The sequence below is a fragment of the Caballeronia sp. LZ024 genome (genome assembly GCF_031451455.1).
Taxonomy (GTDB): Bacteria; Pseudomonadota; Gammaproteobacteria; order Burkholderiales; family Burkholderiaceae; genus Caballeronia; species Caballeronia telluris.
Genome location: NZ_JARUXL010000001.1, coordinates 1,866,716 through 1,889,482, shown reverse-complemented (window position 1 = coordinate 1,889,482; position 22,767 = coordinate 1,866,716). Strand labels below are relative to the sequence as shown.

Here is a 22,767-nt window from a genome sequence, read left to right as displayed (position 1 = left end):
CATTTTGAACACATTCCGAATTGGAGGTCTCAATAATGAGAATCGACAAACTAACCACGAAGTTCCAGGAAGCGCTGTCCGACGCGCAAAGTCTCGCGGTCGGCCATGACAACCAGTACATCGAGCCGGTGCATCTGCTGGCGGCGCTGATCGCGCAGCAGGACGGTTCGGCGCGTTCGCTGCTGTCGCACGCGGGCGTGCAGGTGCAGGCGCTGCAAACGGCGCTCAACGACGCCATCACGCGCCTGCCGCAAGTGCGCGGCACGGACGGCAACGTGCAGGTCAGCCGCGATCTGGCCGGCCTGCTCAACAGCGCCGACAAGGAAGCGCAAAAGCTCAACGACACCTACATCGCGAGCGAAATGTTCCTGCTCGCGGTGGCCGACGACAAGGGCGAAACCGGCCGTATCGCGAAGCAGCACGGCTTGACGCGCCGTGCGCTCGAAGCCGCGATCAACGCGGTGCGCGGCGGCGCGCAGGTCAATAGCCAGGACGCCGAGAGCCAGCGCGAAGCGCTCAAGAAATACACGGTCGACCTGACGGAGCGCGCGCGCTCGGGCAAGCTCGACCCCGTGATCGGCCGTGACGACGAAATCCGTCGCGCGATCCAGATCCTGCAGCGCCGCACGAAGAACAATCCGGTGCTGATCGGCGAGCCGGGCGTCGGCAAGACGGCGATCGTCGAAGGGCTCGCGCAGCGCATCGTCAACGGCGAGGTGCCGGAGACGCTCAAGAACAAGCGCGTGCTCTCGCTCGACATGGCTGCGCTGCTCGCGGGCGCGAAGTATCGCGGCGAGTTCGAGGAGCGGCTGAAGGCCGTGCTCAACGACATCGCGAAGGACGAAGGCCAGACCATCGTCTTCATCGACGAAATCCATACGATGGTCGGCGCAGGCAAGGCCGAAGGCGCGATGGACGCGGGCAACATGCTGAAGCCGGCGCTGTCGCGCGGCGAGCTGCATTGCGTCGGCGCGACCACGCTCGACGAATACCGCAAGTACATCGAGAAGGACGCGGCGCTCGAACGGCGCTTCCAGAAGGTGCTGGTCGACGAGCCGTCGGTGGAGGCGACCATCGCGATCCTGCGCGGCTTGCAGGAAAAGTACGAGCTGCACCACGGCGTCGATATCACCGATCCGGCGATCGTCGCGGCGGCGGAACTGTCGCATCGCTACATCACGGACCGCTTCCTGCCCGACAAGGCGATCGACCTGATCGACGAAGCGGCCTCGAAGATCAAGATGGAAATCGATTCGAAGCCGGAAGAAATGGACCGGCTCGACCGCCGGCTGATCCAGCTGAAGATCGAGCGCGAGGCCGTCAAGAAGGAAAAGGACGAAGCGTCGCAAAAGCGTCTGCAACTGATCGAAGAGGAAATCGAACGGCTCAATCGCGAATATTCCGATCTGGAGGAAATCTGGACCGCCGAGAAAGCGACGGTGCAGGGCAGCGCGCTCCTGAAGGAAGAGATCGAGAAAGTGCGCGCGGACATCACGCGTTTGCAGCGCGAGGGCAAGCTCGAAAAAGTCGCCGAATTGCAGTACGGCAAGCTGCCCGAACTTGAGACGCGTCTGAAGCAGGTCACGCAAGCCGAAGCCACGGAGCAGAACAATCCGACGCGGCCGCGTCTCTTGCGCACGCAGGTCGGCGCGGAGGAAATCGCGGAAGTCGTGTCGCGTTCCACCGGCATTCCCGTGTCGCGGATGATGCAGGGCGAGCGCGAAAAACTCCTGCAGATCGAGGGCAAGCTGCATGAGCGCGTGATCGGGCAAAACGAAGCGATCGGCGCCGTCGCCGACGCGATCCGCCGTTCGCGCGCCGGTCTCTCGGACCCGAACCGGCCGTATGGCTCGTTCCTGTTCCTCGGGCCGACGGGCGTCGGCAAGACCGAGCTGTGCAAGGCGCTCGCCGCGTTCCTGTTCGACTCGGAAGATCACCTGATCCGCATCGACATGAGCGAGTTCATGGAGAAGCACAGCGTCGCGCGGCTGATCGGCGCGCCGCCGGGTTATGTCGGCTACGAGGAAGGCGGTTACCTGACCGAAGCGGTGCGACGCAAGCCGTACAGCGTGATCCTGCTCGATGAAATCGAGAAGGCGCATCCGGACGTGTTCAACGTGCTCTTGCAAGTGCTCGACGACGGCCGCATGACGGACGGCCAGGGACGCACGGTCGACTTCAAGAATACGGTGATCGTGATGACGTCGAACCTCGGCTCGCAGGTGATCCAGGCGATGGTCGACGAACCGCACGAAGCGGTGAAGGACGCGGTCTGGGAAGAGGTGAAGCTGCATTTCCGGCCCGAGTTCCTGAACCGGATCGACGATGTGGTCGTGTTCCATTCGCTCGATCGCAGCAACATCCAGTCGATTGCGAAGATTCAGCTGGAGCGTCTGCACGACCGGCTCGCGAAGCTCGACATGCAGCTGGACGTGTCCGACTCCGCGCTGGAGCAGATCGGCAAGGTCGGCTACGACCCGCATTTCGGCGCGCGGCCGCTGAAGCGCGCGATCCAGCAGGAGATCGAGAATCCGGTCGCCAAGCTGATTCTGGCCGGCAAGTTCGGTCCGAAGGACGTGATCCCCGTCGACGTGCGGGAAGGGCAGTTCGTGTTCGATCGCGTCGTGCATTGAGCGAAGCGGTCGGCGGTCTGGAAGGCGGTGGAGCGATGCACCGCCTTTTTTTTCAATCCGTGTGAGCTGCGGGATTAATCCGCGTGACTGACGTTGCTACGGATTATCCGTGCGATCGCAACGAAATGGTGCGACATAGAAAGTTTAATCAAAAAATCCCGCTGATCGAATGGATAAGTTGCAGACCGGGTTGAACGGCTGCTATGATCCTTGCGATCACACGGATTCAATCCATGAAAATCGATCTCATTGAATCGCATGACATCGGCGTGGCAGTGCGCGCCGCGCGCAAAGCGCAACGCCTGCGTCAGGACGACGCCGCGGGCAGCATCGGCGTAAGCGAGAGCTTTCTCGGCAAAGTCGAAAAGGGCGCGGAAAGCGTGCACTGGGGCAAGCTTTTCCAGGTGCTGGAAGGGCTGGGCGTGCGCGTGAGCGTCGATATTCCGGACGCCGCCGCCGAACTTTTCGCAAGCGAAGAGCAAAAGCGCTATGCCCGAGTCGAGCGCGCGGAAAAGCGCAAGGCGGCGCGGGAGCAGACGGATGGCTGAACAGCAGCAAGCCGACGGCACGAGCGCGAGCATCGCCGGCCGCCGCCTGATCGCGAGCATCAACGACGTCGAAGTCGGCACGCTCGCCGCCGACGACGACATCTGGTCCTTCACCTATCTCCCGGCGTGGCGCGAGCGCGCGGACAACTATGCGCTGAGCCCGGCGCTGCCGCTCGCCGACGAAACCTGCCGCGACGGCAGCACGCGCCGCCCGGTCCAGTGGTATTTCGACAACCTGCTGCCCGAAGAGGGCCAGCGCACGCTGCTCGCCCGCGACGCCGCGATCCGCAACGAAGCCGACGCCTTCGCGCTGCTCGCGCATTACGGCGCGGAATCGGCGGGATCAGTCACGCTTTATCCGGCGGGCGCGCCGCCAGAGAGCGCGATCGCCGAGCGCCGGCTCACCGACGACGCCTTGCAGGCGCGCATCGAAGCGTTGCCGCGCGTGCCGCTCACGCACGACGCGTTAAAGCGCATGTCGCTCGCGGGCGCGCAGCACAAGCTCGCCGTCGTCCTGCGCGGCAACGAACTGTTCGAGCCGGCCGGTCACACGCCGTCGACGCACATCCTCAAGCCGAATCATCAGGACACCGACGACTATCCGCATTCCGTCATCAACGAATGGTTCGTGATGAAGCTCGCGGCGAAGATGCGGCTCGACGTGCCGGCGGTGCATCGGCGCTATGTGCCGTCGCCGGTGTATCTCGTCGACCGTTTCGATCGCGAGAAGCGCGAGGGCGCCTGGCGCCGCCTCCATTCGATCGATGCCTGCCAGTTGCTCGATCTCGCGCGCACGTTCAAGTACGAGCAGGGCAGCGTCGCGCAGCTTGCGGCGATCGCGGCGCGCTGCCGCAATCAGGCGTCCGCGCGCACGCGGCTTTTTTCTTGGCTCGTGTTCAACGTGCTGGTCGGCAACTCGGACGCGCATCTGAAGAACCTGAGCTTTCTCGTCTCGCACGACGGTATCCAGCTCGCGCCGTTCTATGACTTGTTAAGCGTCGCCGCGTATGGCACGCCGTCGTATCAGAAGAGCGACTGGCCCGCGCGGGCATCGTTCGCATGGGACGTACTCGACGCGCGCTACTACGCCGACTTCGATCGCGCGCTGATGCTGCGCGCCGCCGACGTCCTCGGCATCGCGCGCAAGACGGCCGAACGGCTGCTCGATGCGCTCGTCGACGGCATCGTGAAGGCGGCCGCGGACCTGTACGCGCAGGTCGAAGAGGAGAACGCCGCGCTGCTCGGCGGCGATCCAGCGCTTGCCGCGACGCTCGGCGGCGAATTGACCTGCCTGCGCGTGATCCGTCATACGATCATCGCGGACATGGTGAAGAAGCTCGCCTAATAGAAACGCCGCCGGCGCTTGTCGCGCGGGCGGCGTCGTCGGGGCATCGAAACGAACGCGTGCTCAGGCGTTCTTGTCGCCTTCGCTCTTGCCGAAAAGGCCCGCCAAGCCGCCGAGCGAACCCAGCACGCTCGTCAGGTCCAGCTTGCCTTCGGGGGGCACTTCGCCGTTGGGCGTCGCGCGATCGACGAGATTCGGCAGCACGGCGGCGAGCATGCCCGACAACTGATCGCCCGAGACGCCGGCCTTCTGCGCCAGCGCGCCGACTTGCTCGTTGCCGAGCACGTTGGTCACGGTATCGGGACTGATCGGCTTGTTCTCGCCGGTGCCGATCCACGACGAGATGACGTCGCCCGCGCCGTGTTCGTGAAAGCGCTGGATCAGGCCGGAGAGGCCGCCCGGCTGGTTGTTGATGAATTCCATTGCTACGGCGATCAGATTGGAGGAACCGCCGCCGCCTTCAGGCGACGATTTGCCGAGGGAAGATGCGAGGGAATCGAGTAGGCTCATGGCTGTCTCACTACAAGGTGACGCGGGTTGGATGCCGCCGCGACGCCGCGCGCGGATTGCGCACGTGACGTCGCAGCGGGAGGCGCCGTCCGCGCGCGGACGACGAAAACGATGCTGCTGCGCGGTCGCTGCTCGCCGATTGAACGATCCGGCTTCGCGAGCCGCGCACGTCGGTATCGAGTGCCGGCCCGCTGATTGATTCGATTGGTTCGATTCGATTTGCAGCGCTTGCCGTTCGCTGCTATGGGTCCGTCGATGCCGTTGCGTTACTGGCTCGCGGCTGCGGTGCTCGCGGCCTTGTCCTTTTTCTTCTTCGACTTGGATGGCTTGGCGTCGCTTGCGCCCGAGGCGGCGTCGGCGGCGGCAGCCTTCTCCTTCTTCGATGCCTTGGTCGCCTTCGTGCCCGATGCGGCCGGTGCGGTCGCCGGCGTGGTCGCGGTCGTGGCGGCGGGCGAGGTCGCGGCGGTCGCCGCTGTCGACGATTTGACCGTCGAGTTCGACGCAGCCGCGCCCGTCGTGGACGAAGGACGCGTCGCGGTCTTGCCGGTCGGCGGCGCGGACGACCCGCCGATGGTCAGGCCCGCCGTCTCCAGGTTCGCGACGGACTTCGTGCCCAGTCCCTTGACGCGGGTAGCGAGGTCGTCAGCGTCCTTGTACGGGCCGTTTTTCGTGCGTTCGTCGATGATCGCCTTCGACTTAACGGGCCCGAGGCCCTTGACGGACTCGAGCGCCGCCTGATCGGCGGTGTTCACATCGACAGCCGCGAACGCGGCGCCGATCGACAGCATCATTGCAACCCACAACATCAGAAGCTTTTTCAGCATGACAGGCACTCCAGAAAGAGAGAGCTAGATTGAAAGTCGGGCGGGCGAAGTCGATCGGTGCCGTTAAGCATAGGATAAAAACCGTCCCGGACGATAACCGGCCGCATTCTGCCTGACCATCGGGCCGGCATCGCGCGGACGCACAATATTTAACGTTACCGACGCACGACGGGATGACGTGTCCACGACGACGACACCAAAACTTCGTGCTCCCGATGTTCTTTTTGACGTCATTGCGCCGGATTTGCCGGGGAACTGGCGGATCGTGACGGATCGTGCAACGGCTTTTTCGTCGCTTGCCGCGGTTTCGCGAATGCGCCGCGCACTTCGAAACCCACGTGGTCGAGCACCGCGCCGTTGGCGTCGACGAGTTCGAGCGTGTGCCGTCCGGGCCACGGCAGCCACGCGATGCGCGAGGTCCGCGCGAGCCGCTTTCCGTCGAGTTGCCAGGCCGTCGCATCGTGCGCGCCGCCCGCGCGCTCGAACCAGACGCGCTGCGCGCTCGCGGGGATGTCGGGATCGAGCGCGAAGATGGTGCCGTCTGTGGGCGAGCCGATCTTCGGCGCACCGCGATTCGATGCTGGTGCTCCGGCTGTGGCGGAAAGCGCGATGGTCGTCATCTGCGTGCCGCGCACGAACCAGTCGTCGCGCGCTGGCTCGATGCCGTCCTGATACGCGATGCGCGTTTTCACGACGCCTCCGGGCGCAGCCGGTTCGCGGCTCGCCGTCCTTCGATGCAGGTAGTTGATGAGCGCGGCCCAGACGGGCGCGGCGCCCGTGACGCCGGAGACGTCCCACATCGGCGCGCCGTCCGCGTTGCCGACCCACACGCCCACCGTGTAGCGCGATGAAAAACCGATCGCCCAGTTGTCGCGCATGTCCTTGCTGGTGCCGGTCTTCACGGCGCTGAAGAAGCGCGTCGCGAGCACGCTGTCGAAGCCGAAGGTTCGCGTGCGTGCGTTGTTGTCGGCGAGGATGTCGGTGACGATGAAGCTCGCTTCTCGACTGAATACGCGCATGCCGGGCGCCGGCGCCGCCTTGCTTGCAATGTCGCGCGTCGGGCCGGCCACGCCGCCGTTCGCCAGCGCGCGATAGGCATTGGCGAGCGACAACAGCGACACGTCCGCGCTGCCGAGCGCGAGGCTGAAGCCGTAGTAGTCGCCGGCCTCCGTGAGCGGCAGACCGAGCGCCACGAGCGTTTTCGCGAAGCGATGCGGCGTGACCATCACGAGCGTGCGCACGGCCGGCACGTTCAGCGACGAGCCGAGCGCCGTGCGCACGCTCACCCAGCCCTTGAAGTCATGGTCGTAGTTCTGCGGAATGTAGAGACCGCCGCCGGTGGCGAGATCGAGCGGAGCGTCGTTGAGCAGCGTGGCCGCGGTCAGCCGCTTTTCGTCGATGGCTTGCGCGTAGAGAAACGGCTTGAGCGTCGAGCCGGCCTGCCGCGCGGCGAGCACCGCATCGACTTCCGGCGCATTCGAGAACCCGCCCGCCGATCCGACCCACGCCAGCACGTCGCCGCTGCGGTTGTCGATGACGATCGCAGCGCCATCGTGGACATTGCGCGGCGCCGCGCGCGCGTTCAGCTCGGTCAGCGTGCGCGACAGCGTGTCGCGTGCGAAGCGCTGCAGCCGTGCATCGAGCGTCGATGGCACGCGCGCGCCCGCCGCCGGATGCGCTTCGGCCGCGACGCGCCGCGCGAAATGCGGCGCGAGGGCGTCGTAGTCGGAAGACAGCGCGGACGCGGAGGCGGTGCGCGTGAGGGTCAACTGCACGTAGCTTTCGACGTTCACGCAGTCTTCGGGCGCGCGCATATCGCGCAGGATCGCGCAGGCGCGCGCCGCGACCTTCGCGTAAGGCGCGTTCGGCGCGCGCACGAGCGCGGCGGCGAGCGCCGCCTCGCGTTCGTTCAGCCCGGAAGGCGCCTTGCCGAACACGGTCTGCGAAAGCGCCGACAAGCCGACGATCTCGCCGCGAAACGGCACGAGATTCAGATACGCCTCAAGAATCTGATCCTTGCGCCACGCGTGATCGAGCCACAGTGCGCCGACCGTCTGCTGCGCCTTTTCGCCGACGGAGCGTCGGCCGGGCCGGCGGCTTTCATCGTCGATGAGGGTGGTGAGCTGCATCGTGACCGTCGATGCGCCGCGCGTTTTCGTGTTCCAGAGGTTCGCCCACGCGGCCGCCGCGGCACCGTGCCAGTCGACGCCGCCATGTTCGTAGAAGCGCTTGTCCTCCGACACGACGATCGCCTCGCGCAAGGCCGGCGAGATGTCCGCGAGCGCGACCCAGTCGCCGCGCCGCGCCGATTTGTCGATGCGAACGCGCTGTAGCGGAACGCCTTCGCGGTCGAGCAGCACCCAGTCGGAACTGCGCCAGTTGGCGCGCACTTCGTCGAAGGTCGGATACGCGTGCGCGTTCATTGCGAACACGCACGCGATCCAGCCGATGAAAAGACGCGCGGCGCGTTTCATCGCGTCACTTCGCCGCGACCGGCTTAACGACCATCGGCGCATTCGGCAGCGCGCCGAAGGACGAGGGCGCGTAGAGCGCTTCGACGCGCGTCGGCGGCAGGCCGAACGTGCCGACGTTGTTCAGCCGCATCGTGTATTCGACTTGCAGCTTGCCCTTCGGCAGATAGTCGTAATACGCGCGATAGCCGTCGAAGCCGCGCTCGACGAACGCGGGCCACGCGCCGTCGCGCTTTTCGCCTTCCGTCGCGGCTTCCGAATCGCGGCCGAGCCCCGAGCCGAGGATCGTCGCGCCCGCCGGAACCGGATCATTGACGACGACCCACGTCATGTCGCTTTGCGCATCGATGTCGAGGTGCACGCGCACGATGTCGCCGCGCGTGAATGCGCCCTTGACCGCGGGATCGACCGGGGTGACGGTCTTCGTGATGCGATAGCCCGCCGCGAACGGCGCCTTCAGCGCGACCGCCGCGAGACTTTCGATGGTCGCCCACGGCTTGCCGCTGCCTTCCTGCGTGAGCGTGAGCGCGCCGCTCGTCCACGGCAGCGTGGCGCTGGCGGCGGGCGGCGGCGCCGGCCATGTCACCGTTTTCTCGGTCGCGCCGAGCTGGATCTTCGTCTGCCCGCTGACCGGCGTGCTTTCGAAGACGCGCGAGAAGTGCTCGACGGCGAGCGTGCCCCAGAGGTTCGCGGTCGTCGTCTGCCACGCGCCGTTCTTCTGCAACGCCAGCAGGCCGCCGACGAGCCGCGGCATCTCGTCCTTCCAGCCGGGCGCGTCGGCGAAGAGGAGCGCGGTGCGCGCCGCGTTCGATTCGGTGCCGGTCATGAGCCAGTAGAGATCGTCGTCGCGCTCGGTCGAGAACGTGAGGCGCGTGCCCTGATACGTCAGCCGCGCGCGCAAAATCTGCTCGACCTGCGCGCGCTTGTCGTCGCGACCGGCGATGCCTTCGACGCGCGACAGGATCGCGTAGTAGTCAAGCAGCGCGGAGGTCGGCCACTGATTCGGCGCGATCGTGATCGAACCGAGCATGCGCGGTTGCGCCATGCCGTAGCGCGACAGCGCCTCGATGGCCGCGAGCTTGCGCAGATCGAGATCCTGACGCGGCGCCCAGAAGTCGCGCTGGAGCTTGCCTTCGACGAAGTTGACGAGACCCGCCGCGAGCTTGCCGCGAAGGTCGTCGGGCAGCGCGAAGCGGCGGTCCGCCTTCGTCGCTTCGTCCGACACCGCGAGCAAGTACGCGGACAGCGTCGGGCTGCCGGTCGGGCGCTCGTCGTCGGCGGGCGGGAAGTAGTTCGCGAGGCCGTCGCGGTCCAGATACGACGGCATGCGCGCGATCACGGTCTGCCATTGCGCGGCATCCGCGAGACCGAGTGCGCGCGAGGTCTGCTGTTCGAGACAACTGTACGGATAACGTTCGAACCAGCGACGCACGCCGGGCAGACCCTCGGCGAGCTTCGGTTGCAGCGATACCGCGACGCCGCCGCGAATCGTGCCGTCGCTCGACGCGGTCGCGTCGGCGGGCGGCGCGACGGGCAGCGTGAGCGTGCCGTCGACCTGCGTGATGGTCGCCTGCTGGACCGTCACGGGAATCGCCGCCGTGACACGCTGCGTCAGTTTCACCGCATCGCTCGCTTTCGCGCCGCCTTGCTCGACGGCGCTCACATCCCAGGCAAGCGCCGCCGACGACGCAGCGGCGCCGAGCGTATCGGGCGCCGTCACGTCCCACGCGAGTTCCTGCGACGAATCCGGCGCGAGTTCGATCGTGCGCGCGTCCAGCGTGAGCCCAGCAACGCGCGGCGTCACGACGACCTGCATCTTGCGCGCGGTCGTGTTACGCAGCGTGAACTGCGCGCGGAACGCATCGCCGACGCGCACGAGCGGCGGCAGCCCCGAAATCAGTTGCAAATCCTGCGTGCTGCGGATCGACGCGCTGCCGCTGCCGAACTGCCCCGCGCCGACCGTTGCGATCGCGACGATCCGAAAGCTCGTCAGCGCGTCGTTCAGCGGCACGTCGACCGATGCTTCGCCGTTCGCGTCGAGCGTCACGCGCGGGTTCCACACGAGCAGCGTGTCGAAGAGTTCGCGCGTCGCGCTGTGCCCGCCGCCGCCGCCTGCCGGCACCGCCTTGCGCCCGAAATGCCGGCGCCCGACGATCTCCATCTGCGCCGTCGCGGTCTCGACGCCATACGCGCGCCGTTGCAGCATCGCGTCGAGCACGTCCCAGCTCTGGTTCGGCATCAGTTCGAGCAGCGCTTCATCGACGGCGGCGAGCGCGATCTGCGTGCCCGCCGGCGCGGGTTTGCCGTCCGGCAGCGCCACGCGCACCTTGACGTGCGCCTTCGAGCGCACCGCGTAGGACTTCGCGTCGGGCGTTACCGTGACGGCGAGCCGGTGCGCCGCCGTGCCGACCTTGATCTCGGCGAGACCGTAGCGGAACGCGGGCTTCGAAAGATCGACGAGCGGCGTCGGCGCTTCGTATTGACGGCCTTCGTACCAGAAGGCGCGCGCCCACTCGACCGGCGCCTTCCAGCCCCAGGTGAAGAACGAGTACCACGGCACTTCGTGAATCCGCCCGCGCAGCGCGAGCACCGACACATACACGTTCGGCCCCCACGATTCCTGCACCTTCAGGTCGATGGTCGGGTCCTTGCCGTTCAGTTCGACGACGCGCGTCTCCACGACGCCCTCGCGTTCCACCGCGACGAGCGCGGTCGCGAAGCGAAACGGCATGCGCACCTGGAAGCGCGCGGTTTCGCCGGGCTCGTAGCTCGGCTTTTCGGGCAGCACGTCGATGCGGTCGGTGTTTTCGCCGCCGAACCACAGTTCGTCCTCGCGCGTGACCCAGACCGACGTGGTCGCGTTCGCGGCGTGGCCGTCGCCGTCCTTGACGACCGCGATCAGGTCGACGTTGCCCGCGTCCTTGAGTTTTGCGTCGCAGGAGAAGAGCCCGTGGTCGTCGCTCTTGCCGCTGCAGAGGGTGCCGAGATCCCTGGTTTCGGTATGGTTGTCGTAGGCGTAGAAGCCGCCGACCATGCGCTTGCGCGAGCTCGACATCAGCCGCGCGACGCCGCGAATTTCGAGCGCGACGCCCGCGCGCGGCTTGCCTTGCAGGTCGACGGCGAGCGCCTGCACCGGCACCGCGTTGCCGACCGAGACCCACTGTCCCGCCTTGATGCCGACGGCGAGTGCAGCGGGCCAGAGCGTGGCGTCGCCGCGAATCGTCTGGATTTCGCCGTTCGGGTCCGCGAAGGTCGCTTCCATCGCGAGGCGCTTGGGCGACTCGACGGCCGGGAGCGACTTCAGCGTGACCGTTCCCGCGCCATTGCGATCGAGCGTGACCGGCAGCTTGTCGGCGACGAGTTTCGCCGTCGCGTTCTGTTCCTCGGCGCCTTCTTCATCGTCCGATGCGGCGCTTGCGCCGTCGTCGGCGGGCTTGCGGTAGGGCGCGAAGCTGAAGCCGTCGAACTGCGAGGCGAACGCAGGCGACGTGTCGCGCAAAAGCGCCGAGACGCGCACCGGCAGGTTCGACGCCGGCCCGCCCGATACGTATTCGATCTGCACCGCGACCGGCGCTTCCTTCGCCGCGACGAGCGCGCTCGTCTTCTGGTCGCGCACGCCGACCGATCCCTTGAACACGGGCAGCCGGAATTCCTCGACCCGGAAGCTGCCGCCATAGAACGAGGCGTTTGACGAGCCTTCTTCGCTGTCGTTATCGTCGCCTTGATTGCTCGCCGAGCCATCGTCGAGCGACACGCTGTATTCGCCGAGCTTCGCCGCCGCCGGCACCGCGAACGAGGAATCGGCGCTGTGATCGGCGGACCACGTGAGCGGCATGCTGTACGTCTGCCCGCTGCCTTCATGGCGGATCGTCACGCGCGTCGGATAGTGCTCGGGAAACGCGAAGCCCTTGAGCGTCTCGACGCGCATCAGGTGCTTCATCGACACCATTTCGCCCGCGCGCACGAGCGTCCGGTCGAAGACGGTATGCGCGCGCGTCGTGCGTTCGAGGCCCATGTCGGTCGGCACGTTGAAGCGCCACGACTCGATGCCGCGATTCCAGTCCGAGCGCACGAACGCCATGTCGGGACCGGTCGCGGGATCGTCGACGCGCGCGGACACGAAAAAGCCGTCGTAGCTGAAGCTGTTTTCGTCGCACCGGCGCAACGGCGAGAGCGGCTTGCTGATCGTAACGAGCCCGTTCGCGTCGGTTTTGCCGAGCGCGAGCTGTTCGCCGTTGCAGTCGGTCACGCGCACTTGCGCGTTGGGCACGGGTTTGCCGCTGTCGAGCGTCGTCACCCACACGACGCTGCTCTCGCGGCCCTGCTTGAAGTGCACGCCGAGATTCGTGACGAGCACCGAGGTGCGCACGTACATCGGCTGCGTTTTGCCGAGCAGCGATCTGCCTAGCGCCGGCGACGCCAGCTCGACGACATAGAAGCCCGGCTTCGCGAGCGGAATGCCGACCACTTCGAACGGCCGGAGCGCCTTTGGATCGGCGGCGGGCACGGTGAGCGCCTCGACGCCCGGCTGCCGGTTCAAAAGCGAGAGCGACCGCACGTCGATCCGCGGATCTTTCGCGTGGGCGTTGTTGCTGTTGTCGGGACTCGGCGTGTAGACGGGCGCGGCGCCGTTGCCGAGCGCCTGCGGCATCAGTTCCCGGATCTCGGAACGTGCCATCGACGTGCCGTCGAAACGGTCGACGATGCGCATCCAGCGGCGGATTTCATCGTCCGCGTCGAGTTTCAGCTTCGTCACGCGCGAGGTGCCGGCGTTCAGTCCCTGCACGTGCAGGTCGGCCTCGACGTGACGCAGCGTGACGGGCAGCATCGCCGGCATGTTCGGCTCGGCGAAGCGCTCGATGATCCCGAACGTCGCCGACGAAAATTTCGCGAGCGGCGGCATCGGCGCAGTGGACGTTTTCAACGGGAAGAGATCGGCATTCGCGAGCTTGCGGCCGCTCGTGTCTTTGAGATTCGCGGGCAATTCGATCGACAGTTGCGCGCGTTCGGGCAGGGGCGCCGCGAACTCGATGCTGTCGACTTCGGCGCTCTTGTCGTTCGCATCGAAGCGCGGCGCGGCGTTGCCGCCCGGGCCGTGCAGGACGATCTTCTGCGCGTCGGCGCGGGCGATCGGCGCCGAGAAGCGCAACTGCAACGGACGCAGCGGCGTGCACGGCGCCTTCGCGTTTTCGCGCTCGCACGAAAAGCTCGCGGTGAAGGGATCGCGCACGGTGAAGTCGAAACGCTTTTCGACGTCGTTCGCGATGCCGCTCGGGCCCGCGACGCCGGCGCCGTAGACGAGCTGCATTTTGGTCGCGGACGGCAAGGTCTGCTGGCAGGCGAGCGTGAGCACGCGATCGCTTTCCTTGTCGAGCCGGAAATGCTTGAGGAGCGCAGTGCGCGTGTCGGCGTCGAGCATCTTGACGGGGATGCGGTTGCCGAGCGCATTCGATTCGCACCAGACGTCCGCGAGCACGGAGGCTTCCGTCGCAGGGCCGTTGAGGCGCAGCACGAAGGCCTGGTCTTCCTCGATTTCGCCGCCGCCCGGCATCACGCGCGCGACGAACGGGCCACCGGTTTCGAACACGAAACTGCGCTTGCCCGTGACCGCGTTGCCCGCGTCCGACTTCAGACTGTCGATGAAATCGACCGCGCAGCGCATGCCTGGCGGCAGGTCGCGCTCGAAATCGTAGGCCCAGGCCTTCGCGTCGATCCAGCGCCCCGTGCCGCCGACGCTCGCGCCGCTGCAAGAGACTTTCGCGGGCGCGGCGGCGCCGGGACTGCCGAACGCGATCATCGCTTCGTCGAATTTGACGACGACTTGCCGCACCTGCGCGACCTTGCCTTGCGGCGATACGCTCACGGCGCGGGCGGCATCGGCGCGATGCATCGCGGTGCCGAAGACGGCGGCCGTCAGCAGGGCCGTCGCGGCCAGAATCCATTGTTTTTTTGTTGTGACGCGGCTCATTCGCGCTCGCTCCGGGTTCGGCAGACGCCGCAGATTCTACCGGAGCCCTACACGCATCTTTCAGTTTCAGTGCATGAGACGCGATGTTGAAACGCAGGAGTTTGCGTTTGGTGACAATTCAGATCCGGACGTCGGAAGACTTCGTCGCGACGGACACGTGCCGCGTGCTGACACGGCGCCAGTAGAGAAAGAGCCCGACGCCCGCGACGCCCAGACTCAGCGTGTTCGCCACCCAGAAGCCGCGCGCGCCCTGCAGCCACTGCGGCACCATGCCGCCGGCGTCGAAGCCGAGCAGATAGCCGCCGCCCAGTCCGATGCCCCACAGCGCGAGCGCGTAGATGACGGTCGGCACGAGCGTCACCTTGTAGGCGCGCAGGATGAATGCGGTCGAGATCTGAAGCGCGTCGAAGAGATGATAGAAAACGACGATCAGCACGAGCGGCATCGCCGCCGCGATGACCGCTTCGTTCGGCGTGTAGGCTGAGACAATTTCCAGCCGCAGCGCCAGCACGAGCACGCCGTACAGGCACGCGATCCCGCTCGCGAGCGCGATGCCGTGCCGCGAAATCGACGCGGCCGCGTCGAAGCGGCCTGCGCCGAGCGCCTGCGAGACGAGCGTCGACGAAGCGATGCCGATCGACAGCGGCGTCATGTAGAGCACCGCGCCGAGGTTGCCGGCGATCTGGTGGCCGGCGAGCGACGTCGTGCCGAAGCGCGAGATGAAGAGCGCCATGAACGTGTAGGACGTCACCTCGATCAGATAGGAGAGCCCCATCGGAATGCCGAGCTTCAGCAGCGCGGCCTGACGTTTCCACACCGGCCAGCAGAAGTGAGAAAAGATGCCGAACGGGCGGAAGAACTCGAATTTCACGAGCACCGTCATGCCGACCGCGGCGAGCAGCCAGTTGATCAGCGTGCTGGCGAGCGCGCAGCCCGGACCGCCGAGCGCCGGCACGCCGAGCTCGCCGAAGATGAACCACGTATTGAGCGGAAACTTGACGATGAGCGCGCCCACTTGCAGGAACATCACGAGGCGCGGCTTGCCGACCGCGTTCGTGAGCGAGCTGTAGACGCGAAACACGAGGCTCGCTGGCAGCCCGAACGACACGATCCGCAGATACTGCACCGTGCGCTCGTGCAGCGCGGGCGGGGCGTCGGCAAGACCGAGCAGCGGCTCGGGAAAATAGAGCAGCACGAAGCCGATGACGGCAAGCAGCGCCGCGAGCCAGAGCGCCTGCCGCACTTCCTCGCCGATTTCCTTTTCGCGCGCCGCCCCGAACAGTTGGCCGGCGATCGGCTGGAGCGCGACCAGAATGCCCGTCAGGCCGATATAGATCGAAATGTAGACCGACGAGCCGAGCCCGAGCGCGGCGAGATCGGTGGCGGAAAAGCGGCCGACCATCGCCGTGTCGATCACGCCGAACGCGATGATCGCCAACTGGCCGATCAGCACCGGCCACGCGAGCGAGGCGATTTTGCGCACATCCGCGAGCATGTCGTGAAACGCTGGACGCATCGGTTTACGGGCGCCGCAGCGTCTTCGGGCGCTCGCGCTTGACGGGCGGAACCGGCCGTTCGATGCGCACATACAGGCGGAAGCGCTCGTCGCGGTCGGCGACGCGCCGGCCTTCCCAGACGAGCTTCCACGCGAACGCCGACATCGACGACGGCTCGCCGAAATCCGCGCGGTCCTGGCGCAGGATCACGTCGCAATCTTCGTAGAAGGAGAAGTGCATGCCGCCGAAGTAGGCGAAGGTCGCGATCTGCGCGTCGCCGAGACGCACGGGCGAGATGCAGCTGTAATCGGGCGGCAGGTGGTCGGCGATCCGCTCCGCGACGTCGCGATAGGTCCGGCTGTAGTTCACGACCGGCAGCCACAATGTCATCAGCAGCACCCACATGAGTGTGGTGCCCGCGCTCGAGAGCACGACGCTGCGCCACAGCACTTTCGGATGGCGCGCGAGCCGCCAGCGGGCGAGCAGGATCCAGCAGAGCGTCACGGCCACCGCGCACACGAACGACAGGATCTTGAACTCGGGATGAAACCCGGGCGCGAGCCGCGCGAGATTACGCGCGAGCGGCGGCGGAAAGCCGAAGATACCGGCCGTCCAGACGAGCCACACGAACGTGCCGAGGATCGTGAAGCTCAGCATCGCAAACCAGTCGATCGCGTTGATCGCGCCGCGCTTCAACGTCGGCAGGGCGAAGGTCGCGAGCACCGAGAGCGGCGGCAAGAGCAGCATGAACAGACGATTCGTCTCGTGGCTTTGCAGCACGACGAGCACGAGCAGCGGCCCGATTACCGAGAGCGGCACCGCCACGTGCGGCGAGCGGCGCTGTCCGCCCCAGCTGACGAAGGTCCAGATCGCGAGCGGCCACGCGGGCCAGGTGAAGAGCGGCAGGTTCTTCATCGCGTAGCCGAGCACTTCCGACGGCGGCCCGGTGAACGTGTGAAAGCTGCTGCGCCACCACTGGCGCAGCCACCATTCGCCGTCGTCGGGATAGAAGTGCAGCGTCGGCAGCACCCACGCGGCGATCAGCGCGATCGCGAGCGGCAGCCCCATGATGACGAGCGGCAGTGCCCGCACCGGCCGCACGACGATGGTCATCGCGAGCGTGCAGACCAGGAGCGCGAACACGAGCACCGGGCTGCTCGACAAACCGACCACGCCGATCGCCGCGCCCCAGATCAGCGCGCCCTGCACGGGCTTGTCGATGCTGCGCACGAGGCCGTAGACGAGCATCGCGCTTCCGGCGAACTGCGCGACGAGCGGCGAGGTTTCGTGACCGCGCTCGGCGAGCCCGAAGCACGCGAGCAGGATGAGCAGCGCGCCGTCGGCGAGCGTGCGGCCGTAGTCGCGCGGCTCCGGCTCGCCGCCGAATGCGTACTTGAACGGCTGGGCCTCGTCGCGCCGGCCGAGCAGATAGGCCGTGTACCAGACGAACGCGCAGGCAAGACAGAAGAGCAGACCCGTCGCGACGCGCGACGCGTTGCTCGCATCGACCCACGGACTCAGCACGCGGATGAAGAGGGCGCCGAGCCAGTACATCAGCGGGCCGTCGGCCGTGAGCGCCTTGCCGACGAGATTCGGCAGCAGCCAGTCTTTCGCGTCGCCGTTCGCCATCGTCCACATCACGCCGAAGCCCGCCGCGTCCTCGTTTTTCCACGGATCGCGGCCGAACAGCCCGAACGACGCATAGACAATGCAGATGGCGAGCAGAAGCCAGCGCGGCAGGGCGCTGGTGGCGGAAGCGGTCAGGCGGACGACAGAGCGCATGCGAAAAGGAGCAGTGGATGGAAAAACAGCGACCCCGCGGCCGCGAGCGGCGCGGGTCGTTCAGCCGGCGCGCGAGCCCCGACGACGCGTGAATCGAAGCATCCGGCATTGTAGACGCGAGCCGCGCGGGTCGGCAGAAGCCGGGCGCGGCCGGGGCCGTGAGGCGCGACCCGTGTCACGGTGCGGCCGGCGCCGGCGCCGCGGGCCGCACCGAGCAGGGACAAAAAAGGGCAGCTTTCGCTGCCCTTTTTGTCCGTATCGACGAATCGGCGTGTTGCGCCGACCGTGAAACGCTGCCGTCTTACTTCTTCGCCGAGAACGCAGCGAACTTCTTGTTGAACTTTTCGACGCGGCCTGCCGTGTCCATGATCTTTTGCTGACCGGTGTAGAACGGATGCGATTCCGACGACACTTCGATCTTCGCGAGCGGATAGGTCTTGCCTTCGAACTCGGCGGTTTCGCGCGTGTTGATGGTCGAACGCGTCACGAACTTGAAGTCGTTCGACATGTCGATGAACAGCACTTCGCGGTAATTCGGGTGAATGCCTTCTTTCATGGTCTTTCCTGATATCTGACGGTAGCCAACCCACTCGGCGTCTCCGAACTATTCAGAAATCCGCCTGTTTTCAAGCGAGTCACTTGCCTGAGGTCGAAAAACGGCGATTATGCCAGAAAATCAGTCGTTTGGCATGATTTCGCGGCGCCCGGCTCACGCGGACGGAAGCGCCAGCGCGCCCACGCCCGCCGGGTCCTGCCGGTAATAGCGCGCGAGCAGCCGGTACAACTCCGGATAAGCCGCCTCGAACGCCTGCGGCGTGACGAAGAGCGCCTCGCTGCACACCGCGAAGAACTCCGACGGATGGTCAGCGGCGTACGGATCGATCAGCGAATCGCGCTCGAACCGGCTCCATCGGCGCTCCGGCACGGCGTCGACCTGCGCGCAGAAGTGGTCGTAGGCGTGGTCGAAGACGTCGGCCCAGCCTTGGGCGTCGAGCGGCGCATGCCAGCGGCGAAAAAGCGGCGGATGGCCGTCGGCCTCGCCGTTCACCATGTCGATCTTGTGCGCGAATTCGTGGATCACGACGTTGTAGGCGTCCGCGCCGTCCGTCATCTGCGCGTCTTCCCACGACAGCACGACCGGGCCGCCTTCCCACGCCTCGCCGCTCGCGTCGTGCTCGACTTCGTGGACGACGCCGTCCTCGTCCTCGACCGTCTTCTTGATCACGAATTCGCCCGGATAGACGATCACGCCGACCCAGCCGCGATACAGGTCGAGGCTCAGGTTGAGCACCGGCAAGCACGCTTGAGCTGCGATCGAGACGATCATCGCGTCGGTGAGTTCGAGGTCGTGCGCGGTCGAAAACTCCTTCTGCGCGATGAAGAGGCTCGCGCATTCGCGCAGGCGGACGAGATCGGCGGGGCCGAGGTGGCCGAAGAACGGCAGCGCGCCGAGCGTGCGCTGCCAGAGCGCATCGTCGATGGCGTACTTGCGCAGCGCGCGTTCGCGCCGTTGCGCGCCGAACCAGCGTGAGAAAAGATTGGGCATCGTGTCAGTCGATCTGTTTTTGCCAGCACGCGAACGCGCCGCCGACGAGCGCGACGCCCATCAGGAAATAGAAGCCGTCGAGCGACGCGAGGAAGCTCGCCTGCTGCGCGACCATCCGGCTCACGTCGGCGATCGCGAGCGCATGCGCCTCGGCGACGCTGCGCCCGGCAGCGGCGAAACCGTGCGCGAGCGTCTCGACGGTCTGCTGGAACACCGGATTGTACGGATTTGCGCTTTCCGCGAGGCGCGTCTGATGCACCGCCTGCCGATGCTGCTCGACGATGATCACCGAGGCCGTTCCGAACGAAATCGTCAGTTGACGCACGATGTTCTTCAGCCGGTAGCCGTGCGTGAATTCCTCGATCGCGAAGATGCGGAACGTGAGATTCGCGACCGGCAGCACGATGAAGAGCAGCAGGAGGCCGCGCAGCAGCATCGGCAGGATGAGCGCCGACTGTCCGACCGCGGGCGACATGCGCGTCATCAGCCACGCGACGAGCGCCGCGATCGCGAATCCGGGCACGATAATCCATTTCTTGCGCGGCAGCAGCTTCGCGTAGCGTAAGTAGGCGAAGAGCGCGGTGCCCGAAACCAGCGACGTCACGCCGACGAGCCGTCCCGCGTTCTCCACCGGATAGCCGAGACCCTGTTCGAGAAAGCGCGAGATCAGATAGCTAAAGCCCGTCGACTCGAAGTAATAGAACATGTAGAGCAGGAGCCCGACCTGGAACGTGCGCTCGCGCAGCGCATGCAGCCGCACCAGCGGCGACGGATGATGCCACTGGTGCCAGACGAACCAGCCAAGCGCGCCGATGCCCGAAACGGTCAGAAGAATGAGTATCGGAGAGGCGGTGAAGAGCTGGAAGCGCACCTGCTGCATCACGATTTGCAGCGCGCCCTGCGCGAATGCGAACAGCAGATACGGCCAGAAGTGCGACTCGCCGCGCGCTTCGGGCTGCACGTTGCCGGAATCGGGCACCACGAGAAACGCGAACACCGCGAACGCGACGCCGACGGGCGCGGTGCAGAAGAAGATCGCGCGCCAGTCGAAATGCGCGATCAGGATGCCGCCCGCGAGCGGCGCAAGCGCGCTCGAGAGCACGATCAGCGCGAGAAAGGAGCGCAGCGCGTTCGCGCGCGGTTGCGGCGCGAAGCTGATCTGGATCAGGATGCGGCAGGCGCCCATCATCGGACCGATGAAATAGCCCTGGAAACCCCGCGTGAACATGAGTTGCAACGAGGTGTCGCAGAGCGCTGACATCGCCGCGCCCGCCGCGTAGAGCAAAAGGCATCCGGCGATATAGCGCCGATGCCCGAGCCGCTCGACCCACCATTGCTGCTGAAGAATGCCGAGCACGGCGGCGACCGCGTAGGCGCTCGACGACCACACGAGTTCGTCCGGCGACGCATTCACGCCGCCTGCGATATAGCTCGCGAAAAAGGAAAAGATCGCGTTGTCGAAATAGTCGAGACCGGTCGCGAGCGCGAGCACCCACGGGAAGAAGTCGCCGCGAAGGCGCTCGGCGGTGACGGCCTGCGCACTCATGCGCCGCCGCGCTTCGCGCGTTTCGCCTTCGATGCCGCGCGCGCGTTGCGGCGCGCTTCCAGCAACTGGTCGGCGGGCGTGCCGGCAACGCGCGCCTCGACGTAATCGAGATCGCGCCGCAACTCCGCACGCACGGTTTGCGCTTCCTTCAGTTCGCGGCGCACCGCTTCGATGCGCGCGTCGAGGGCGTCGAGTTGCTGCTGAAGGCCGCCGCGGATCTCGTCGAGCGATTCGGCCGAATAGCGCCGGTTGCCCGCCTCGGTCGATTCGAGCGGGCGCTTGAGCATTTCGACAATGCCGTGCAGCGAGAAACCCAGCGAACGCAGACGCAAAATGCGCCCGAAACGTTCGAGGTCGCTTTCGTCGTACAGGCGATAACGGCCTTCGCTGCGGCTCGGCGTGACGAGGCCGCGTTCCTCGTAATACTTGAGCGTGCGCGGCGTCACGCCGAGCCGTTCGGCGGCGTCGCGCACGGTGAGAAGCGGGGTGGATTCGTCGGACATGCACGAGATTATAGTGCAACCTGAACGTGAACGTACAGGTTCGGCATCGGCGGCGTCCAGGCGAAAAAAAACCGCTCGGCGAAGCGAGCGGTTTTCGTGCGGTGCGGCCTGAACGGCGAAGCGGGTTCAGCCTCCGCCGCGGCGCATCAGATCGAAGAACTCGGAATTGCTCTTCGTCTGGCGGATTTTGTCGAGCAGGAATTCCATCGCTTCGACTTCGTCCATGTCGTGGATGAACTTGCGCAGCACCCAGACCTTCTGCAGCAGGTCCGGCTTGATGAGCAGTTCTTCGCGGCGCGTACCCGACTTGTTCAGGTTGATTGACGGATAGACGCGCTTTTCCGCAAGACGGCGCTCCAGGTGCACTTCCATGTTGCCGGTGCCCTTGAACTCTTCGTAGATCACGTCGTCCATGCGGCTGCCGGTTTCGATCAGCGCCGTGCCGATGATGGTGAGCGAACCGCCTTCCTCGATATTGCGAGCCGCGCCGAAGAAGCGCTTCGGACGCTGCAATGCGTTCGCATCGACACCGCCCGTCAGCACTTTGCCCGACGCCGGCACGACCGTGTTGTAGGCGCGCGCGAGACGCGTGATGGAGTCGAGCAGGATAACGACGTCGTGCTTCATTTCGACGAGGCGCTTCGCCTTCTCGATCACCATTTCTGCAACTTGAACGTGGCGCGCGGCGGGTTCGTCGAAGGTGGAGGCGATCACTTCGCCCGCCACCGAGCGCTGCATTTCCGTCACTTCTTCAGGACGCTCGTCGATCAAGAGCACGAAGAGCACGATGTCCGGATGGTTCGACTTGATGGCATGCGCGATGTGCTGGAGCATCACCGTCTTGCCCGACTTCGGCGACGCCACGAGCAAACCGCGCTGGCCCTTGCCGATCGGCGAGATCATGTCGATGATCCGGCCCGTGACGTTCTCCTCGCCGCGCATTTCGCGCTCCAGCGGCAGCGGCTTGTTCGGATGCAGCGGCGTCAGATTCTCGAACATGATCTTGTGCTTCGAGGCCTCGGGCGGCTGCCCGTTGACCTTGTCCACCTTGACCAGCGCGAAATAGCGTTCGCCGTCCTTCGGCGTGCGCACTTCACCTTCGATCGTATCGCCGGTATGCAGATTGAAGCGGCGAATCTGCGACGGGCTGATATAGATGTCGTCCGTGCTCGCGAGATACGAGGTCTCGGGTGAGCGCAGGAAGCCGAAGCCGTCGGGAAGGACTTCCAGCGTGCCGTCGCCGAAGATCGTGTCGCCCGTCTTGGCGCGCTTCTTGAGAATCGCAAACATGAGTTCCTGCTTGCGCAGTCGGTTTGCGTTTTCGATCTCGAGGCCATTAGCCATTTCGATCAGGGCTGACACGTGCTGAGACTTGAGCTCGGATAAATGCATACGGATTTCCCGCCAGGGAGAAGAGGTGCGACAGAAAGATTTGGGAGAAGAGGTGAGCGGAACCGCTCTAGGACTTGTACGTCTTTGAAGTCTTGTGATTCTAGCATAGCACACGCCGGGCGAGCCCCGGGTGGCGGTGCGACGCGGCTTTGGCGCCCATGTTGTCGCGAGACAACATGGGCCGGCTTCCGCCCGATGACGCA

Annotated in this window: 14 protein-coding genes; 3 read left to right on the top strand and 11 right to left on the bottom strand. The window is 65.9% G+C overall.

Annotation, left to right across the window (positions count from 1 at the left end; genetic code table 11):
- The first annotated feature begins 35 nt into the window (after nt 1-35).
- From clpB to QCE48_RS08690, 3 genes are all read left to right on the top strand, one after another.
- Nucleotides 36-2,633 carry an ATP-dependent chaperone ClpB gene (gene clpB, locus QCE48_RS08700; RefSeq protein WP_309785173.1) on the top strand — a complete coding sequence of 866 codons (2,598 nt, stop codon included), beginning with the start codon at nt 36-38 and terminating at the stop codon, nt 2,631-2,633.
- Nucleotides 2,634-2,866: 233 nt separating this feature from the next.
- Nucleotides 2,867-3,181: a helix-turn-helix domain-containing protein gene (locus tag QCE48_RS08695; protein ID WP_062636982.1), complete on the top strand. Its 315-nt coding sequence runs from the start codon at nt 2,867-2,869 to the stop codon at nt 3,179-3,181.
- Nucleotides 3,182-3,212: 31 nt separating this feature from the next.
- A complete protein-coding gene (locus QCE48_RS08690) occupies nt 3,213-4,526 on the top strand; it encodes a HipA domain-containing protein (RefSeq protein ID WP_409014689.1) in 1,314 nt (437 codons plus the stop codon).
- A 63-nt stretch (nt 4,527-4,589) separates the two neighbouring features.
- Here the strand turns inward: QCE48_RS08690 and QCE48_RS08685 are convergent, their stop codons facing one another.
- From QCE48_RS08685 to rho, 11 genes are all read right to left on the bottom strand, one after another.
- The gene (locus tag QCE48_RS08685) at nt 4,590-5,069 is read right to left on the bottom strand and encodes a YidB family protein (protein WP_404983307.1); all 480 of its coding nucleotides are present in this window, start codon (nt 5,067-5,069) and stop codon (nt 4,590-4,592) included.
- Between the two features lie 233 nt (nt 5,070-5,302).
- The gene (locus QCE48_RS08680; RefSeq protein WP_309785175.1) at nt 5,303-5,860 is read right to left on the bottom strand and encodes a helix-hairpin-helix domain-containing protein; all 558 of its coding nucleotides are present in this window, start codon (nt 5,858-5,860) and stop codon (nt 5,303-5,305) included.
- Between the two features lie 230 nt (nt 5,861-6,090).
- Nucleotides 6,091-8,376 (bottom strand): penicillin-binding protein 1C, encoded by a 2,286-nt coding sequence (gene pbpC, locus QCE48_RS08675; protein ID WP_404982637.1) that lies wholly within the window; start codon nt 8,374-8,376, stop codon nt 6,091-6,093.
- The gene (locus QCE48_RS08670) at nt 8,339-14,299 is read right to left on the bottom strand and encodes an MG2 domain-containing protein (protein ID WP_309785177.1); all 5,961 of its coding nucleotides are present in this window, start codon (nt 14,297-14,299) and stop codon (nt 8,339-8,341) included. Before QCE48_RS08670 ends, pbpC begins: the two co-directional genes overlap by 38 nt.
- A 118-nt stretch (nt 14,300-14,417) precedes the next feature.
- Nucleotides 14,418-15,794, bottom strand: a complete 1,377-nt coding sequence (locus QCE48_RS08665; RefSeq protein WP_309788235.1) for an MATE family efflux transporter — start codon at nt 15,792-15,794, stop codon at nt 14,418-14,420.
- Between the two features lie 25 nt (nt 15,795-15,819).
- Nucleotides 15,820-17,577 (bottom strand): glycosyltransferase family 39 protein, encoded by a 1,758-nt coding sequence (locus tag QCE48_RS08660; RefSeq protein ID WP_309785178.1) that lies wholly within the window; start codon nt 17,575-17,577, stop codon nt 15,820-15,822.
- 301 nt (nt 17,578-17,878) lie between these two features.
- Entirely contained in the window at nt 17,879-18,133 is a 255-nt protein-coding gene (locus QCE48_RS08655) for a type B 50S ribosomal protein L31 (RefSeq protein ID WP_309785179.1), read from the bottom strand.
- A gap of 153 nt (nt 18,134-18,286) precedes the next feature.
- Nucleotides 18,287-19,123 (bottom strand): zinc-dependent peptidase, encoded by an 837-nt coding sequence (locus QCE48_RS08650; protein WP_309785180.1) that lies wholly within the window; start codon nt 19,121-19,123, stop codon nt 18,287-18,289.
- A gap of 4 nt (nt 19,124-19,127) precedes the next feature.
- On the bottom strand, nt 19,128-20,669 hold the full coding sequence (locus QCE48_RS08645) for an MFS transporter (RefSeq protein ID WP_309785181.1): 1,542 nt from the start codon (nt 20,667-20,669) through the stop codon (nt 19,128-19,130).
- Complete coding sequence (locus tag QCE48_RS08640) at nt 20,666-21,172, bottom strand: MerR family transcriptional regulator (RefSeq protein WP_309785182.1); 507 nt, start codon at nt 21,170-21,172, stop codon at nt 20,666-20,668. Before QCE48_RS08640 ends, QCE48_RS08645 begins: the two co-directional genes overlap by 4 nt.
- 126 nt (nt 21,173-21,298) lie before the next feature.
- On the bottom strand, nt 21,299-22,564 hold the full coding sequence (rho, locus tag QCE48_RS08635; protein WP_062636961.1) for a transcription termination factor Rho: 1,266 nt from the start codon (nt 22,562-22,564) through the stop codon (nt 21,299-21,301).
- Between the last annotated feature and the right edge of the window lie 203 nt (nt 22,565-22,767).